Raw genomic sequence first — 17,774 nt, 5'->3', positions numbered from 1 at the left:
GTGCCGGTCGACCCGCCGGTGACCTGGAGCGGCAGCGAAACCCTGCCGATGTGGTCGCGCAGCGTAGCCGTCCATCGCCAGTCATCGAGCACCCGGATGGCCGCTCCGGGTGGGCCGCACACACGACCCACAGACTTGAGCAGTACCCTCTATCGCCATGGGGGACCACGACGACCTGCGTAAATTCATCACTGACCTGGCTGTGGTCCATGGCCGGGTCGTGCTCTCCTCGGGGCGGGAGGCGGAGTGGTACGTCGATCTGCGTCGCGTGACTCTCCATCACCGGGCCGCTCCCCTGGTCGGTCGGGTGATGCGGGAGCTGACCGCCGACTGGAATTACGACGCGGTCGGTGGGTTGACCCTGGGTGCCGATCCGATCGGCATCTCGATGTTGCACGCCGCCGCAGAGACCGATCGACCCCTGGACGCCTTCGTCGTCCGCAAGGCCGGCAAGGCGCACGGTCTCCAACGGCGGATCGAGGGTCCTGAGGTGGCCGGCCGGCGGGTACTGGCGGTGGAGGACACCTCGACGACGGGCGGCAGCGTGTTGACGGCCGTCGAAGCTCTACGCGAGGCCGGGGCGGAGGTCGTGGGCGTGGCGGTGATCGTCGACCGTGGCGCCAGCGACGTGGTACGTGCCGCCGGACTGCCGTATCGGGCGGCCTATACGTTGGCTGACCTCGGCCTTGTGGCGTAAAAATTTGCCGATTCGGATCTGCTGATATGCAGGCGGATCGATGCTGCTGGTGGAAGGATGGAATACGTGGGAACTGCGTTGGCTGAAATGACCATGCCTCAGATCTCGCCGCTTGCCGGCGAGCCGATCGAACGTGCCGACGCCGAGCGGCTGGCGGGGGTCCTCAAGGCCCTCGCCGACCCCGCCCGGCTGCGGCTGCTCAGCCTGATCCAGTCGGCGCCCGAGGGCGAAGCGTGCGTGTGTGACCTCACCGCGCCGCTCGGCCTCTCGCAGCCGACGGTCAGCCACCACCTCCGCATCCTCACCGAGGCCGGCTTGCTGGAGCGGGAGAAGCGTGGTGTGTGGGCCTACTACCGGCTGGTGCCGTCGGCGATCGCCACGATCGCCGACCTGCTCACGCCGCCGCGCAAGCGGGCCACCAAGAAGGCCCGCTGACTGAACCCGTTCGTCCCGTCCAGGGGCGACGTCCGATGACGGACCAGGGGTGGCGTCATCGGGTGGTGACGGCTGCCCGTCACCGGTCAGTTTGCTGATCCACCACCGTGCCCGCGGTGGCGTACGCGTACGCAACGGCCGGTCCTCTCCCCGAGGGCCGGCCGTTGGTCGTCCGCCGGTCAGTGGCCCTGCCCGTGTTCCGGGTACCGCCCGCCGTCCGACGGTGGGCGCTGCCCGTACGTCTGCGGGGGGAACCGCTGGTCGGGGCCGGGCTGCCCGCCGTACGGCTGCGCGCCGCCTGCGGGCTGCCCGGGGTGCGGCTGCGGGGGCTGGTCGTGGTGGTGGTGCTCGACGGCGTCCCGGACGGCCTCGACCGCCCCGACCGCGCTCGCGGCGGCGATCACGGCGACGGCCTCACCGCGCCGACGTGCCTTACGGTCGCGGAGGAACTCGAAGAAGATCGGCAGCACCGAGATCAGGATGATCAGTGCGACCACCGGCAGGATGTACCTGTCGATCTTGTCGCCGATGGCGCTGTAGATCTGGTCGGCGAGCAGGTAGCCGATCAGCAGGATGCCGTCCACCCAGAGGACCGCGCCGACGACGTTCCAGAGGAGGAACTGCTTCGCCGGCATGCCGAGCGCGCCCGCCACCGGGTTGAGGAACGTCCGCACGATCGGGATGAACCGGGCCAGCACCACGGCCTTGGCCGGGCCGAACTTCTGGAAGTAGAACTCCGCCTTCTCCACGTACTCCTTCTTGAAGAGCCGGGAGTTGGGGCGCTCGAACATCTTGCGGCCGTACCGGGCGCCGAGCCAGTGCCCGAGCTGGGCACCGGCGATCGCGCAGAGCGGACCGCCGATCAGCAGCCCGGCCAGGGAGAGCCGGGTGCCGCTGCCGAAGATCGCGTCGGCCACCGGCGACGCGGCCACCCCGGCCAGGAACAGCAACGAGTCGCCGGGGAAGAAGAACCCCACCAGCAGGCCGGTCTCGGCGAAGAGGATCACCCACACGCCGACCAGCCCGAAGGTCTGGAGCAGATCCTTGGGGTCGAGCGGGTTCAGCGCGACCGTCTCCGCGACCACCCGCGTCTTCTCACCTGTGTCCACGGCCACACACCATACCGAGCCCACGAACGCACGGTCGCGGCACGCGTCCCTCCGACCGGCAACTCACCCCACCGGACCCGCCCGGCCGGACCGCCGGGCGCGGGGCCGGGCGGGTCCGGGCCCGCCCGGCCCGGCGCTCCATGGCCCGGCCGGGCGGGCCCGATCAGGCCACGAAGTGCGACCGGCGGCGGCGGGCCGCCAGGTAGCTGCCGATCCCGGCCGCCAGGAGCAGGCCGCCGACGGTGGCCACCAGGCCGGACGGGGAACCGGTGATCGGCAACGAGCCGTCGTCGCCGCCCTGACCGCCCGAGGCGTGATTCACCAGGATCTTCGCGGTGTCGTTGCTCGGGTCGAGGTCCTTCGTGCCCACCGGGCCGCTTCTCAGCTGGACCGTGCCCGTCAGGGGGCCTGCCCGATCGATGCGGAACGAGAACGGCAGGGCGACCCTCCCGCCCTTGTGGATGACGTCGTACTGGTAGCAGAGGTAGGCGCGGGCACCCGGCCGGCCGCCCTCCTCGTCCTGGATGTCGGCGTCGAGGCAGTTCTTGGGCACCTTGACGGCGGTGACGCCCTTCGGCACGGTCATCTCGACGATCGTGTAGAAGTCGCGGCCGCCGTTGGACGACGAGGCCGGCCCCCGGTTGGTGTAACCGATCGTGACCGGCACGGTCTCGCCCACCTTGGCGGTGATGCGTACCTCGTCGGCCGCCAGGTCGGCCCGCTGGTTGCCGGTGACGGTCAACTCGACGGGCGTTTCGTTGTCGTTCGGCCTGACGTCGGTCTGCGCCGCCCGGGACGTGCCGCCGGGCAGTCGGGTGCCGACCTGCTCCAGCCGCAGCACACCGCCGCTGCCCTGCTGGTCGAGCGTGTAGCTGGGCTGCGCGTCCGCCCAGTCCTGCGGGGTGAACCAGGTGGCGGTGCCGGGCTGGACGTTCGGTGCCGAGACGTCCCGGGGCACGGTGACACCGAAGCCGCCGTCGACCCGGAACGCCCGGCCCGGCGCGATCTCGTCGTCGAAGGTGCAGGCGAACAGGTTCGGCGTGAAGTGCACCAACCCACCCTTGCTGCCGTATCGGCAGTTCTGGTAGCGCTTCGACGGGGTGAGCCCGTACGCGGCCGAGACGAGGAGCACCACGCCCCGCACGGTCTCCTGCCCCCGGTTGGCGACCGACAGGCCCACCGGCACCGTGGCACCGGGGCCGCCGGTCAGCGTCACCGCGGGACCCGCCACCAGGTCGACCCCCTCGCCGACGAGGACCGTCGACGTGGTGGTGCTCGTACCCGACCTGCCGGTGGTGACGGTGAACCGGAGCAGGCCCTGTCGACCCACCGTTGCACCCGCGCGCGGGCGTACCGACAACGAGAGCAGGTCCGGTGCGTCCTCCTGGTAGGCCAGGCAGGTCAGCACGGTGCCGGTACGGGTGCAGGCCGAGGCGGCGGAACCGCTCACCTCGACGAAGGCGTCGACCGCGCCGTAGTCGACGGTGATGGTGTAGCTGTCCTGGAGTTTCTCGCCCGGCACCCGGAGCACCACCGTCCTACCGGGCCCACCCGGAGCCAGGGTGACGTTGTTGGCGGACGTGGTGAACCCGGCCGTCACCACCTGGCCGGGGGAGGCCCCGGGGTTCGCGGGGGCGGCCGGGGCGGGAGTGGCGGAGGCGGCGACACACGCGCCCACCACCGCAAGTCCGGCCAGCCAACGACGCGTCGCGTGCTTGCGCATCAGCGGATCCTGTCCTGAGGAGGTGCTACGACGGTCGTCGCAGCCTAGGGAGTTCGTCCCCGTCCGAGTGCCCCGCGCCGACGGGTGGCGACAGAATGGGCCGAACAGCCGACGAATCCCCCCGGACGGCCCACCCCACCCACCCGGGCCGCCGTGGACCGCCCCACCCCGGGGAGGGTCAGAGCCGGGGGTCGACCGGCTCGGACTCGCAGGCGAGGATCGCGAAGACCAGCTCGTGCCGCCGCCACAGCGGGACGTCGGCGGCGTACCCGTCCAGGGCGGCCAGGCCGAGCGCGTGTTCACGCAGCGCCAGCCCCCGCTTGCGACCCAGCGAGCGGCGACGCAGCGCGGCGAGCTGGGCCGGGTCGGTGTAGCCGGGACCGTAGATGATCCGCAGGTACTCCCGGCCCCGGCACTTGATCCCCGGCTGGAGCAGCGAGCCCCGGGCCGAGCGGGCCGCCGGGCCGTCGTACGGCTTGACCACCATCCCCTCGCCGCCGGCCCCGGTCAGCGCCGACCACCACTCGGTGGCCGCCGCCACCGCCGCCTCGTCGGACAGCTCCACCACCTGTCGTCGGGTCGGGGTGAAGAACTCCGGATCGGCGGCGCAGAGCCGGTCGGCCAACGCCAGGTGCCAGCCGTGGTCCCGGTCGGTGAAGGTCACCGTCGCCCCGGCCAGCACCGCGAACGGCGCCAGGGTCACCCCGCGCAGCCCTTCGGTGGGTGCCACGTACGCGCGGTAGGCCGCCGAGTAGCCGTCGACCTCCGCCCGACGGGCCGTCATCCGGTCGCGCAGCGCGGCCACGGGCAGCCCCCGGGCCGCCGCCGCGTCCAGCGCGTCCAGCGCCGCCGGCAGCGCCGCCCGCCCGGCCGCCCCGACCCCGGCGTACTGCTCGCGGATCAACCCGTCCGCCTTCGCCGACCAGGGCAGCAGCTCACAGTCCAGCAGCAGCCGGTCGGTGCCCAACTCGTCCCACAGCCCGGCCGCGCCGACCGCCGCCCGGACCCGGTCCAGCAGCTCCCCGTCCAGCGGCGGGCCGAAGAACGGCCGACCCGTCCGGGTGTGCACCACCCCACCGCCGAACCGGCCGGGTTCCCGCTCGACCAGCACCACCGCCCGGGAACCCATGTGCTTCTCCTGGCACACCACCCGCTGCACGCCGGCCGACCGGTAGTCCGCGAACGCCTGCGTCGGGTGCTCCAGGAACCCCGGCACGGTCGACGTCGAACACGGGGCCATGGTCGGCGGCAACCAGACCAGCCGGCCCGGGTCCACCGCGAACCGGCTCATCACCTCCAGCGCGGCGGCGGCGTTCTCCGCCGGCACGGTCAGCGTGCCGTAGGCGTGCTCCAGGTGCCGCCGCCCGGTCACGTCGGCCAGGTCGAGCACCGTGTCCGGGCGGGTCGGGGCGAACAGCGGCCGGGCCGGGGCGTACCACTCCCGCCGGGCGTCGACCGCGACCAGCTCCCGCTCGGGGTAGCGCAGCGCGGTGAGCTTCCCGCCGAAGACGCAACCGGTGTCGACGCAGATCGTGTTGTTGACCCATTCCGGGTTCGGGGTCGGGGTGTGCCCGTACACGACCGTCGCCGCACCCCGGTAGTCGCGCGCCCACGGGTAGCGCACCGGCAGGCCGTACTCGTCGGTCTCGCCGGTGGTCTCGCCCCAGAGCGCGAACGAACGGACCCGGCCCGACGCGCGGCCGTGGTAGGCCTCCTTCAGACCGGCGTGCGCCACCACCAGTCGGCCGCCGTCCAGCACGAAGTGACTGACCAGGCCGTCGATGAAGGTCGTCACCCCGGCCACGAACGCCGGGTCCTCCGCGTCGAGCTGTGCCATCGTCTCGGCCAGGCCGTGGGTGAGCTTGACGTCCTGGCCACGCAGCTTGCGCAGCAGCTTGTGCTCGTGGTTGCCCGGCACGCAGATCGCGTGCCCGGCCGCCACCATGCCCATCACCAGGCGCAGCACGCCGGGGGAGTCCGGGCCGCGGTCCACCAGGTCACCCACGAAGACCGCGGTACGACCAGCCGGGTGCACCGCGTCCACCGGGCGACCCGCGTCGTCGCGGTGCAGCACGAAACCCAGCCGCCCCAGCAGCTCCTCCAGCTCCGCCCGGCACCCGTGCACGTCACCGACGATGTCGAACGGCCCGGTCAGCTCCCGCCGGTCGTTGAACAGCTTCTCCAGCCGGATCCGCGCGGCGTCGATCTCCTCGACCCCGCGCAACAGGTGCACCTTGCGGAACCCCTCCCGGGCCAACTGCCCGTACGACCGGCGCAGGTCCCGCTGCATCCGGGCCAGCACCTGCCGGCCGTGTGTGCGGTCGGCGCGGGACAGGGTCCGTTCCCAGGCCAACGCCTCCGGCACGTCCAGCACGATCGCCACCGGGAGCACGTCGTGCTCCCGGGCCACCCTGACCAGCCCGGCGCGGGCGTGCGGCTGGAGGTTCGTCGCGTCGACCACGGTGAGCCGGCCCCGCCGCAGCCGGACCCCCGCCACGTGGTGCAGCGCCCCGAACGCGTCGGCGGAGGCGGACTGGTCGTTCTCGTCGTCGGCGACCATCGCCCGGAACGCGTCCGAGGCGAGCACCTGACTGGGCGCGAAGTGCCGGGCGGCGAAGGTGGACTTGCCCGAGCCGGAGACGCCGACCAGCGCCACCAAGGCGAGTTCGGGAATGTCGAGAATGCTCATCGGGTCGTCTCCCGGCTGGCCACGGCGGTGAGGACGGCGAGCTGGGTGGGATGGCCCAGCTCGGGGTCGTGGTCGCCGACCCCGCTGACGGTGGCCGTGTAGCCGTGCTCGGCGGCCACCCGGTCGACCCACGCCGCGAACTCGGCCCGGGTCCACTCGAACCGGTGGTCGGGATGCCGGAACCGCCCCGCCGGTAGCCCCTCGTACCGCACGTTGTACTCCGCGTTCGGGGTGGTCACCACGAGTGTGCCCGGCCGGGCGTGACCCAGCACGGCGTCCTCCAACGCGGGCAGCCGGGCCGGGTCCAGGTGCTCGACGACCTCCATCAGCACTGCCGCGTCGAAGCCACGCAACCGGTCGTCCCGGTAGGTCAACGCCGACTGCCACAGCCGAACCCGGTCCTGCTGTCGCTGGGGCAGCCGGTCCAGCCGCAGCCGGCGGGCGGCCGTCGTCAGCGCCTGCGCGGAGACGTCCACCCCCACCACCTCGGTGTACCGCCGGTCGGCGAGCAGCCCGGTGAGCAGCGCGCCGCCGCCACACCCCAGATCCACCACCCGCTTCGCGCCGCTGGCCGCCAGCGCGGCGAGCACCGCCTCGCGCCGTCGGGCCGCCAGGGACGCCCGCCGGGGATCGGCCGCCGCCGCGCCTTCCGCCGGCCCGGTGGCCTCGTCGACACTGTCGTCCGGCACGGGTACGTCGGCCAGCCGCAACTCGGCCAGCCGGGCCAGCGCCCGCCCGGCCAGCGCCCGCCGGTGCGCCAGGTAGCGGCGGGTGATCAACGCCCGTTCCGGGTGGTCGGCCAACCAGCCCGCCCCGGCCCGCAGCAACTTGTCGATCTCGTCCGGGGCGACCCAGTAGTGCTTGGCGTCGTCCAGCACCGGCAGCAGGACGTACAGGTGGTTGAGGGCGTCGGCGAGCCGGACCGTGCCGGTCAGGCGGAGGTCGACGTACCGGCTGTCACCCCATTCGGGGTGCTGCTCGTCGAGCGGGAGCGGGGCTGCGGTCACCACCCAGCCGAGCGGGGCGAACAGCCGTACCGCCAGCTCCGCGCCGCCCCGGCAGCGCAGCACCGGCACCCGGACGCTCAGCGGGATCGCCACGCCGGCCAGCTCCGGGCGGTCCCGGGACACCCCGCGCAGCGCGGAACGGAACACCGTGGACAGCGCCGAGGAGAGCAGACTCGACGCAGCGTAGGCACGGTCGTTGACGTACTGCCCGAGGGTGAAGGTCTCCGGGGTGGACGCCGCCCGCCGCCGGCCCACCCCGAGGCGCTGCGGATCGACCTCGACCAGCAGGGCGGCCGTGCACCGACGCTCCGTCGCCTCCGGGTAGAACACGTGCGCGGTACCCGTGGGCAGGTCGAACTCCTGCACCCGGTCGGGGTGCTTGACCAGCAGGTAACCGAGGTCGGTCGCCGGTTCGTGGGTGGTGGTCAGGGTGAGCAGCACGCGCCCATGATCCCAGCGTGGTCGATCCGGCGTCGTCCTCATTTCTCCCCCGGTGCCGCCGCACCTCGGGGCCTCAGCGGTCCGGGTGCGCGGGCGGTGCAACGCGACGCCCCGCCGACCCGGGCGGGTCGGCGGGGCGTCAGAGATGCGGCGGAGATCAGGCCACGAAGCGGGTCCGGCGGCGGCGGGCCACCAGGTAGCCGGCGGCACCGGCGACGAGCAACAGTGCGCCGACCCCACCGACCAGGGCCGTCGAGCTACCGGTGATCGGGAGCGGGCCACCGTCACCGGCGCCCGTGCCACCGTCACCCCCGCCGGGGCCGTCCGTGCCGCCGTCGGTGCCGGTCGCGTTGACGAGCAGCTTCGTGACGTCGTTGGCCGCGTTGGTGTCCTCGGTGAAGCCGTCGCACTCGCACTTGGCGTTGATGGTCACGCTGCCTGCGGCGTCCGGGACGACCTTGTCGATCCGCAGGCCGAACGGGAAGGTCTGCTTCTCGTCCACGGCGAGGTAGATGTCCGGGAGGCAGCGGTACGCCTTGGCACCAGGCGTGCCGGCCTCCGACCAGTCCGCGTCGCCGTCGTCGAAGGGCACGCAGGTGTCGGGCACCTCGACGGCGGTGGTGCCGGTCGGCACGACGACGTCCACCTTCGTGACGGGGCTGCCGCTACGGCTGAAGTCCAGCGACGCCGGTCCGTCGTTACGGACGCCGACGGTGGCCCCGACCACCGCACCGGCCTTGCCCTTCACCGAGTCGCCGAGCGCGGCCAGGTCCGTCCCGTTCGTGCCGGTGGCCTTGACCACCACGCCGGACCAGTTGTTGTACGGGTCGGTGTCGGACTGGAGACCCCGCCGGTTGCCACCCTTGCCCAGGCTGAGGTCACCGCCGTCGCCGGGCTTGCCGATCGAGATGCCCAGATGCGTCAGGTACGTCGTGAAGTCCTCGAACTCCGCCACCGTCATCCAGTTGTGGTAGCCGTAGCTGCGGCCCGGGGCGTAGGCGTCCTTGCCGAGCAGGTACGGGACGTCAGCGGTCCAGCTCTCACCGGGAGCCGCGACCAGGTCGGTGAAGCTGCACGTGCGCAGCTGGTCACCCTCGTAGGTGCAGTTGCGGTACTTCTTGCCGGGGCGGATGGCCCGGTCGTGGTCGAAGACCGCCACGGCACCCTTGACGGTGCTCTGCCCGACGTTCTGCACCGTCAGCGGGGCGGTGAAACTCCCACCGGGGGCGGTGGACCGCGTCACCTCGGTGCCGCCGGCGAGGTCGACACCCTCGCCGACCCGGACCTTGGCGGTGTGGCTGGCCGACTTGGCACCGTCCGCGCTGACCGTCACCTTCAGTTCGCCGCTGTCGCCGTCCTGCGCGTCAGCGGTCGGTGCGATGACGACGCTGAAGTAGCCGCCGATGCCCCACTCGGCCAGCTCGACCTCGAACGGGTCGGTGCAGACCAGGACGCCCTGCTGCGGGGAGGTGCAGTCACCGCTCGCCCCGCTCTCCGGCTTGACCGTCACCTTGCCGCTCAGCCCGGCGAAGTCGTAACGCACGCTCAGGCCGCGCAGGACGACCGGCACGGAGCTGTGCAGCGTGGGCGAGTTCGTCTTGCCTTCGGAGCCGAGTGCGACGGTCGTGTCATCGAAGTAGATGCCAAGATCGACCTTTGCGCTCTCGGCCGATGCCGGGGTGGCCGAGGCGGCGACGAATGCTCCGGCCACGCTCAGCCCGGCGAGCCAGCGCCGGGTCGAGTGCTTGAGCATCATGGATTTCCTCCCGTGGATGAGCAGCGAAGCCTGCGAATCCTATGGATCTCGCGCTTCCCGTGCTGCCCGTGCTGCCGCGTGGGTCCAGAGATGGGCCGAACGGCCGGCTGAACCGACACAACGGCCGGGTCGGGTCCGTGGACGGTTGCCGCGACCAGCCGGACCGGGTCGCCGGCGGGACTCGGATGGTGGAGGAGGATCAGGCGACGAAGCGGGTCCTGTGACGGCGGGCCACCAGGTAGCCGCCGAGTCCGGCAACGAGCAGCCCTCCACCCAGTGCGGCGAGAGATGCGGCGGCGCTGCCGGTGATCGGCAGTGAACCGTCCCCGTCCGGTTCCCCGCCACCGGTGCCGTCGGCGGCCGGCAGGAACACGATCTCCGCCCGGTCGTTGCGGTGATCGGTGTCACCGTCAAGGGCGGTGGTCACCGTCCCGGCGGTCCGCCGGGTCAGTCGGTCGACGCGCAGCGTCAGTTCGTACGAGAAGGTCTCCCCGGGGCTGGCGAGGTCTCCGGGACCACCGCACCCGTAGGACCGGGCACCGGGCTCGCCTGGGGCGCCGCCGTTCCACTTCCCGTCGGTGACCGGGTAGCAGTTGTCGACGATGTCGACCACCGTCAGGCCGTCCGGGATATCGACCTGTATCAGGGGTTGTTCCCGCCACGTCTCCACGATCGTCGGCCCCAGGTTGCGGAAGCCGATCGTCATCCTCACCCGGTCACCGACCCGCACCCGGGCCTCGTCGCCCACGGCGGCGGCGTCCGCCTTCCGGTCACCGGTGATGGTCACCCGGACGTCGGTCCAGTTGTTGCGGACGGTGGGATCGGTCCGCGCTGCGGACGGTTGGGCGACCAGGCGCAGCTCGATGCCGTTGCCGGGAGTTTCGGGTGGTTTCGGTGCAGTCGGGTCCTTCTCGACCAGCGCCCAGTCGTCGGTGGTCCACCAATGCAGCCGGTTGGTCACCACCAGGCCGCTGCGGGCGATCCTGTTCACCCTGAACGGCAGCGGATCCGAGAGACGGTAGGTGACGCCCGGTTCGAGTTCCGTGTCGAAGTGGCAGACGAGCGGGGTGCCCTCCTGCCACCGGCAGTTCCGGAAGTTGTCGCGGTACGTCAACAGCCAGTCCGGATCCATGGTGAGCACGACACCCCGTTCGGGCCCGGGGCCGGCGTTGCGCACGGTGCCGGTGACGTCGAGCAGGTCGCCGGGCTCGACGCTCAGCTCCGCCTTCGGCGTGGTCTGGAGGTCGACTCCCTCGACGACGGTCACGGTGGCGGTCCGGGTGCCGTCGGCCTCGGGCGACGTCACGTGGAAGCGAAGCTCGACCCGGGTGTCCAACGGCGCGTCCGACCGGGCGTCGATCTGGAAGAACAGGGTGGGAAACACGTGTGAGTCGGCCGGCGTGCCCTTGTCGGCGGTGCAGCTGAGGTGCCTTGCGGGTCGGGCGCAACTCCAGCCGTCGCCCGAGGTGGTGAGGCGGCCCACGGTGTCCAGCTCGGACAGGTCCAGGGCGAGGTGGAGAGGCTTGCCCTGGGCATCGAACGGAAGCTCGACGCGGACCTGGCCCGAGGTGCTGTGCCCCGGAGCGACCAGCAGGTCCCGCGCCTCGATCCTCACCCCGCCGGCGGCGGCCGGCGCGGCGGCGGTGGGGACGGACGCGCCAGCGGCCAGGGCGGGGGTGGTGGTGGTGCCGACGAACGCGCCGACGGCGACGAAGGTGGCGAACCAGCGCCGCAGGTGGTGCCGAAGCATGAGGACTACCTTCCGGCGGGTGACGGAGCGTGGTCAGCCTCTCACGCTGACCATGTTCCGCGTCGCCCCGCCGCGCCGGGACGTGGTCGCTCGGCCCGCACCGTCAGCGGTAGTCGTCCTCGTCGGCGGTGACCACTCGGGCCTGCTCCATGGCGTCCCAGTCGGCGACCTCCAGGCCCCGGTGCGGCTCGGCGTCGGTCTCGTCCGGGCCGATCACGGCGGCCTGCTCGACCGCGTCGGCCGGCTCGGCCTCCAGGTCGCGTTCCTGCGGGTCGAGGTGGTCGCTCGGGGTGAAGTCCTCGTCGGGCTGACCCATCGTCCCTCCCTGGTTGCGGCGGCCTGTCCACCCCACCGTACGGGCTGGTGGCGCGGGTCGCCCGGTGGGCGCGGGAACGTGGGAACGCCCCTCCCGGGACGACCGCCGGTGTCAGGATGGATCGGTGGGCTTCCTGATCCGACTGGTGATCACGGCGATCGCGCTGTGGGTCACCACGCTGGTCGTGCCCGGGGTCGACGTCACCGGGCGCAACGGCGCGAACACCGCTCTCACCCTGCTGCTGGTGGCGTTGATCTTCGGTGTGGTCAACGCGGTTCTCAAACCGGTGATCAAGGTGGTCGGCTGCGTGTTCTACCTGCTCACCCTCGGGTTGTTCGCGCTGGTGGTGAACGCCCTGCTGTTCATGCTGACCGATTGGCTCGCGCGGGCGGTCGACCTGCCGTTCCGGGTGGACGGTTTCTGGGCCGCCTTCTGGGGGGCCATCGTGATGGCCGTGGTCACCTGGTTGATCAGCGTCGCCGTACCGGACCGGTGGGAGCGTCGGTGAGGCCGACGGGTGGACGGTCACCGGGGCGGTTGTGTCCGCCGTCGCCTCCTACGGGATACTGCCGACGGTGGACAGCGCGGTCCGGCGCACCCATGGAAGACAGCGGCCAGCGCGGCCGAGAGCGGTAAGTAAGGAGCGTTTCACATGCCCATCGCTTCCCCCGAGGCTTACGCGGAGATGCTGGACCGGGCCAAGGCCGGCCGGTACGCGTACCCCGCGATCAACGTGACCTCGTCGCAGACCCTGAACGCGGCGCTGAAGGGCTTCGCCGACGCGGAGAGCGACGGCATCATCCAGGTCTCCACCGGTGGTGCCGAGTACCTGTCCGGGCCGTCCGTCAAGGACATGGTGACCGGTGCGGTGGCGTTCGCCGCGTACGCGCACGAGGTGGCCAAGAAGTACCCGGTCAACATCGCGCTGCACACCGACCACTGCCCGAAGGACAAGCTGGACGGCTTCGTCCGGCCGCTGATGGCCATCTCCCAGGAGCGGGTGAAGGGCGGCCAGGAGCCGCTGTTCCAGTCGCACATGTGGGACGGCTCGGCCGTGCCGGTGGCGGAGAACCTGCAGATCGCCGCGCAGCTGCTCGACGAGGCCGCCAAGGGCAAGATCGTCCTGGAGATCGAGGTCGGCGTCGTCGGTGGCGAGGAGGACGGCGTCGAGAACGCCATCAACGACAAGCTCTACACCACCGTCGAGGACGGCCTGGCCATGGTCGAGGCGCTCGGCCTGGGCGAGAAGGGCCGCTACATGGCGGCGCTGACCTTCGGCAACGTGCACGGCGTCTACAAGCCGGGCAACGTCAAGCTCAAGCCGGAGATCCTCAACCAGATCCAGGAGGCGGTCGGCGCCAAGTACGGCAAGGACAAGCCGCTCAGCCTGGTCTTCCACGGCGGGTCCGGCTCCCTGCTGGAGGAGATCCGGGAGGCGCTCGACTACGGCGTGGTGAAGATGAACATCGACACCGACACCCAGTACGCCTTCACCCGGCCCGTCGCGGACCACATGCTCCGCAACTACGACGGCGTCCTCAAGATCGACGGCGAGGTCGGCAACAAGAAGCAGTACGACCCGCGTGCCTGGGGCAAGCTGGCCGAGGCCGGTCTCGCCGCCCGGGTCGTCGAGGCGTGCGAGCACCTGCGCTCCACCGGTACCCGGATGAAGTGACCCTGACGTACCCCGTCGACGGCCGGCTCCCCACCCGGGGGCCGGCCGTCGCCGTCGCGGCCCGGCCGGCCGGGCCGCACGTCAGGCGGTCGCGGTGAGCACCCGGACGGCCTCCCGTACGTCGTCGGTGAGATGGATGCTGCCGGACAGGTCACCGGCCGGCGACCCGGCGAACAACGGCCGCAGCAGCGACTCGATCGGCAACTCCCGGGTCCAGTACGCCCGGTCGAGGAAGACGTACGCCCCGCTCGCCCCGTCCGTGCCGTAGTACGTCTTCGTCGCCGCCTGGAACACCTCCTGCACGGTGCCGGCCCGGCCGGGCGCGAAGACGATCCCACCCCGGGCCAGCCGCAGGATGGTGTCCTCCCGGATGGCGTTGGAGAAGTACTTGGCGATCCGCCCGGCGAACAGGTTCGCCGGTTCGTGCCCGTACAGCCAGGTGGGGATGGCCAGCCCACCGGAACGGGCCCAGTCCAGCCCGGGGCCGCGCTGCTGCGGCACGGTCGCCGTGTAACGGTCCCGCACGGTCAGCGCGGCGGCCGTGTACCGGTCGTGGTCGGTGAAGTCGGGGGCCACCGCCAGCAGGTCGATCGCCGTGTTCAGCTCCTGCACCGGCCAGGCGGACAGGAACGCGCCCAGGTTGGCCGCCTCCATCACCCCGGGACCGCCGCCGGTCACCACCAGCCGGTCGGCCCGCGCCAGCTCCCAGCCCAGCACCGCCGCCATCCGGTACGGCACACTGCCGCGCGGCACCGCGTGCCCGCCCATCACCCCCACCACCGACTGTGGCCCGTGGGTGGCGAGCCAGGTCCGGGTGGCGTCGGCCAGGGCGTTGTCCACCCCGTGGTCGTGCAGCCGCTGGCCGAGCGCCTCCTTCACGTCCGGCAGCGCGCCACCGTGGGTGCGGAAGTGGTCGTAGACCCGGGTGTCGTACATACCGGCGAACCCGGCATCGGCGAACCCCTCGGCCAGGTCGGTCGGGGTGTAGAGGTGGGCCGGCTGGGTCGGGTACGGCAGGCCGGAGAAGGGCGGCACCACGTTCGCGCCGCGCCGGACCAGGTCCGCGCCGACCTCCCGGCCGGCGAACCGGCAGCCGACGAAGAGGGTGCCGGCCACGTCGGTGGCGGTCAGGTCGGGGACGGGGTCGAGGTCGAGGCGGAGCCCCTGCACGGTCAGCCCGGCGAGGCTGTCGGCGGCGAGGTGCCTGTCGAACTCGGCACGGGTCTCGATCTCGTCATGACTGGTGTCGTGCGGCGCGATGACGTCCGCGGGAGGTGGGGTGGGCACCCCGCCATCCTGCCCCCACCCCGCCACCGCGCGCCGGGGCAGGGGTACCGACGACAGGAGCCCGGCGACCGAGGCCGCCGGGCTCCTGCGTAACCGGGTCCTGGGGAGGCTCCGGACCAATAGTTGTAGTGGAAAATATCTTCGGGTGGCATGGGCCGCAGGGCCGGTACGGTCGGCCGAGGGTTCACCCGACGGGGCCGACGGTTCACCCGGTAGGGTCCCGACGTGACGTAGACCTCCACCGTTCAGCCAGCGTACCCACCCGACCCCCTCGCGCCCCGCAGGGCGAAGCGGGTTGAATGGGGCGATGCAGAACCTGTTGCCTGAGCCTCCGGCCACCCTCCTGCCCGCGCACGACGACGCGGACGCCGCGCTGGCCGCCGCCGCAGAGCAGGGCACCGACGAGGCGTACGCCGAGGTCGCGGCCCGCTTCCCGACCCACAGCGCGGCCTGGGCGGCGCTGGCCACCCGGGCCCTGGACGGTGGCCAGGTGGTCGCGGCGTACGCGTACGCCCGCACCGGCTACCACCGTGGCCTGGACCAGCTGCGGCGCAACGGCTGGAAGGGGCACGGCCCGGTCCCCTGGTCGCACACCCCGAACCGGGGCTTCCTGCGCTGCCTCTATGTGCTGTCCCGGGCGGCCGGGGAGATCGGCGAGGCGGACGAGGCCGCCCGCTGCGCCCAGTTCCTGCGCGACTGCGACCCGGCGGCCGGGGACGCCCTCGCCAGCGCCTGACCGGCCGGTCGACGCCGGCCCGCCCCGACAGTTCGTACGGGTGGGCCGGCGTCGCCGTTCCCTGCGTCGCCGTTTCCCGCGTCGCCGTTTCCTGCGCCGGTCAGAGCCCTTCGGCGACCGCCGCTGCGATCTTCAGCCAGGCGTCCCGGGTGGCCGAGGAGAGCCCGCCGTACCGGATCGGCTCGCCGGTGTCGATCAGCCGCTCGTACGGCGCGAGCAGCACCGCCCTCGTCCGGGCGGCGAAGTGCTCCTGGATGGCGGGCAGGTCGATCTCCTTGCGCGACGGGGGCATCGACACCACCGTGACGGCCTGCCGGACCAGCCGGTGCCGGCCGCTCTGCTCCAGGTGGTCGAGCATCCGGGCGGCCGTCTCCGCCGAGTCGTTACGGGCCGACATGGTGACCACCAACTGGTCGGTGGCGTCCATCGCGGCCTGCCAGTTCTGCGCCCGGACGTTGTTCCCGGTATCCACGAAGATCAACTTGTAGAACCGGCTCACCACCTCGCGGATCTCGGCGAACGCCGCCGCCGTCAGCATCTCGCCCCCGGTGGCCGACTCGTCCGAGGCGAGCACGTCGAACATCCCCTCGCCCTGCGAGCGGACGTACTGCGACAGGTCGCCGATCCGGCCGTGCGGGCCCTGGAACTGCCCCAGGTCCCGCAGCATGTCGCGCACCGTACGGGAGTGGAAGTCCTGCTGCGCCCGCATCCCGAGGGTGCCCTGGGTCTCGTTGTTGTCCCAGGCCAGCACGTAACCCCCACGCTTCTGCCCGAAGGTCATCGCGAGCAGCAGGATGGCCACCGTCTTGCCGGCCCCACCCTTGGGATTGACCACTGTCACCTGGCGCAGCCCGCCGAAGTTGCGGCGCACCATCTCGATGTCCCGCTTCACCTCCTGCTCGTGCTGTCCCGGTGGGAGCTTCACCAGGCCGATCCTGTTGACCATGGCCCGGACGCCCATCGTGGCGATCGGCTCGGCCGGCCGGATCTGCCGACGACGGGCGAAATCCTCGGCGGTCGGCGCGATCCCGCTCTCCGGCGACCACCCCATCTCGGGGTAGCCGGCCGGGGAGAGCGGGTCGGGATAGGCCGGCGCGGACGGGACCGCCGGGAGCGTCCCGCCGGAGGTCGACGGCTCCGGCCAGGACGGCCGATACCACCCGCCGGTCACCTGCTGCCCCGGTACGGGCTGCTCCGCCGCCGGCTGCGGCCCCGGAACCGACTGCCCCGGCGTCTGGTGCGCCTCGGCGTGCTGTTCCGGCGTCTGCTGTGGCCCGGTCTGCTGCCCAGGCGTCTGGTGTGGTCCGGCCTGCTGCCCCACGGCCGGCTGGGGTTCGGGGGACGGCTGGTCCGGCCCGGGTTGCAGCCCCGGTGCCCGGTACCCGTGCACCTGTTGCTCGGGCAGCGGCAGGTCAGGGTTCCACGGCTGGGGCAGCGACAGCCCGGGCTCCGGCGGATCCGGCGGTTCGGACCGTGAGAGCTGGGGCGTCGGCTGTTCGGGCGGTGGCGGGCCGGCTTCCCGCGACTCGGTCCAGCTCGGTGGAGTGGGGTCCGGCCGGTCCGGGCCGCTGTCCCCGGTGGCGGGCCGGAACTCTCCGGTGACAGCGGGGTCGGTGACGGCGGGCGGGAACGGTGGCGGTCCGGCAGGGGCCGGGTGGGGAGCCCCGTCGGCTGCGCTCGGATGCTGCGGGGGCGGCTGCGGGCCGACGGTGGCGCGGTCCACAGGCACCTGCTGTCCGTTGGGTACGTGCCCTGACCCGCTGGGCGTGTGCTCCGGCCCGCCGGGTCCGGGTGCGGCTGCCTGTGGGTGGTCGACCCCGCGCATCGGACCGGTGGCCCGGTCGGGCTCGTCGGTTACGGTCGAGAGCCGCTGGGGCGGCAACGCCCAGGGTGAATCGCCCCGCCCCGTGGACTGTGCCGGCACCGCCGCCACGACTGCCGGGCCGACCTCCTGGATCGTGGAGGATTTCGGCCCCCCGGAGGGCCCGAACTTTCCGAGATTCAACTCGGTCGGGTCGTCTCCGTGCGCCACGACGCTCCCGTTGCGCGGCGGGGACGGTGGGGCGGGGTGGGACGGGCTGTTCGGCGGGGGCGTCGCAGCAGCCGACGTGGACGGTCCGGCCCCGTGACCGGCCCCGGCCGGCGGTGTGACG

14 protein-coding genes are annotated in these 17,774 nt (G+C 72.4%); 5 read left to right on the top strand and 9 right to left on the bottom strand.

Going from position 1 to position 17,774, the window contains the following annotated elements; genetic code table 11:
* Positions 1-157 precede the first annotated feature (157 nt).
* Both pyrE and ACWCHM_RS27760 read left to right on the top strand, forming a co-directional pair.
* On the top strand, positions 158-697 hold the full coding sequence (pyrE, locus tag ACWCHM_RS27765) for an orotate phosphoribosyltransferase (RefSeq protein WP_088641922.1): 540 nt from the start codon (positions 158-160) through the stop codon (positions 695-697).
* 57 nt (positions 698-754) lie between these two features.
* Positions 755-1,132 (top strand): ArsR/SmtB family transcription factor, encoded by a 378-nt coding sequence (locus ACWCHM_RS27760; RefSeq protein ID WP_007454255.1) that lies wholly within the window; start codon positions 755-757, stop codon positions 1,130-1,132.
* A 179-nt stretch (positions 1,133-1,311) separates the two neighbouring features.
* On the opposite strand, the gene ACWCHM_RS27755 is transcribed toward ACWCHM_RS27760, so the two are convergent.
* The 7 genes from ACWCHM_RS27755 to ACWCHM_RS27725 form a co-directional block, all read right to left on the bottom strand.
* A complete protein-coding gene (locus ACWCHM_RS27755; RefSeq protein WP_372445972.1) occupies positions 1,312-2,241 on the bottom strand; it encodes a DedA family protein in 930 nt (309 codons plus the stop codon).
* Between the two features lie 163 nt (positions 2,242-2,404).
* On the bottom strand, positions 2,405-3,964 hold the full coding sequence (locus ACWCHM_RS27750; protein ID WP_454220432.1) for an LPXTG cell wall anchor domain-containing protein: 1,560 nt from the start codon (positions 3,962-3,964) through the stop codon (positions 2,405-2,407).
* A 178-nt stretch (positions 3,965-4,142) separates the two neighbouring features.
* Complete coding sequence (locus ACWCHM_RS27745; protein WP_454220431.1) at positions 4,143-6,653, bottom strand: polynucleotide kinase-phosphatase; 2,511 nt, start codon at positions 6,651-6,653, stop codon at positions 4,143-4,145.
* A complete protein-coding gene (locus tag ACWCHM_RS27740; RefSeq protein WP_454220430.1) occupies positions 6,650-8,101 on the bottom strand; it encodes a 3' terminal RNA ribose 2'-O-methyltransferase Hen1 in 1,452 nt (483 codons plus the stop codon). Before ACWCHM_RS27740 ends, ACWCHM_RS27745 begins: the two co-directional genes overlap by 4 nt.
* Positions 8,102-8,258: 157 nt before the next feature.
* A complete protein-coding gene (locus tag ACWCHM_RS27735; protein ID WP_454220429.1) occupies positions 8,259-9,857 on the bottom strand; it encodes an LPXTG cell wall anchor domain-containing protein in 1,599 nt (532 codons plus the stop codon).
* 199 nt (positions 9,858-10,056) lie between these two features.
* Positions 10,057-11,607: an LPXTG cell wall anchor domain-containing protein gene (locus ACWCHM_RS27730; RefSeq protein ID WP_454220428.1), complete on the bottom strand. Its 1,551-nt coding sequence runs from the start codon at positions 11,605-11,607 to the stop codon at positions 10,057-10,059.
* Positions 11,608-11,710: 103 nt separating this feature from the next.
* Complete coding sequence (locus ACWCHM_RS27725) at positions 11,711-11,923, bottom strand: hypothetical protein (RefSeq protein ID WP_204928469.1); 213 nt, start codon at positions 11,921-11,923, stop codon at positions 11,711-11,713.
* Positions 11,924-12,047: 124 nt separating this feature from the next.
* Here ACWCHM_RS27725 and ACWCHM_RS27720 point away from each other — a divergent pair, with 124 nt between their 5' ends.
* On the top strand, positions 12,048-12,431 hold the full coding sequence (locus ACWCHM_RS27720) for a phage holin family protein (protein WP_281901436.1): 384 nt from the start codon (positions 12,048-12,050) through the stop codon (positions 12,429-12,431).
* Between the two features lie 144 nt (positions 12,432-12,575).
* Positions 12,576-13,598 (top strand): class II fructose-bisphosphate aldolase, encoded by a 1,023-nt coding sequence (gene fbaA, locus ACWCHM_RS27715; protein ID WP_204958498.1) that lies wholly within the window; start codon positions 12,576-12,578, stop codon positions 13,596-13,598.
* An 81-nt stretch (positions 13,599-13,679) separates the two neighbouring features.
* On the opposite strand, the gene ACWCHM_RS27710 is transcribed toward fbaA, so the two are convergent.
* On the bottom strand, positions 13,680-14,885 hold the full coding sequence (locus ACWCHM_RS27710) for an LOG family protein (RefSeq protein ID WP_204958499.1): 1,206 nt from the start codon (positions 14,883-14,885) through the stop codon (positions 13,680-13,682).
* Between the two features lie 307 nt (positions 14,886-15,192).
* Between ACWCHM_RS27710 and ACWCHM_RS27705 the strand changes: the two genes are divergently transcribed.
* Complete coding sequence (locus ACWCHM_RS27705) at positions 15,193-15,621, top strand: DUF3151 domain-containing protein (RefSeq protein WP_454220426.1); 429 nt, start codon at positions 15,193-15,195, stop codon at positions 15,619-15,621.
* A 100-nt stretch (positions 15,622-15,721) separates the two neighbouring features.
* On the opposite strand, the gene ACWCHM_RS27700 is transcribed toward ACWCHM_RS27705, so the two are convergent.
* Positions 15,722-17,350 (bottom strand): chromosome partitioning protein, encoded by a 1,629-nt coding sequence (locus tag ACWCHM_RS27700; RefSeq protein ID WP_454220425.1) that lies wholly within the window; start codon positions 17,348-17,350, stop codon positions 15,722-15,724.
* Between the last annotated feature and the right edge of the window lie 424 nt (positions 17,351-17,774).

This window comes from Micromonospora sp. SCSIO 07396 (assembly GCF_053667945.1).
This window is presented reverse-complemented; position numbering and strand designations above follow the sequence as displayed.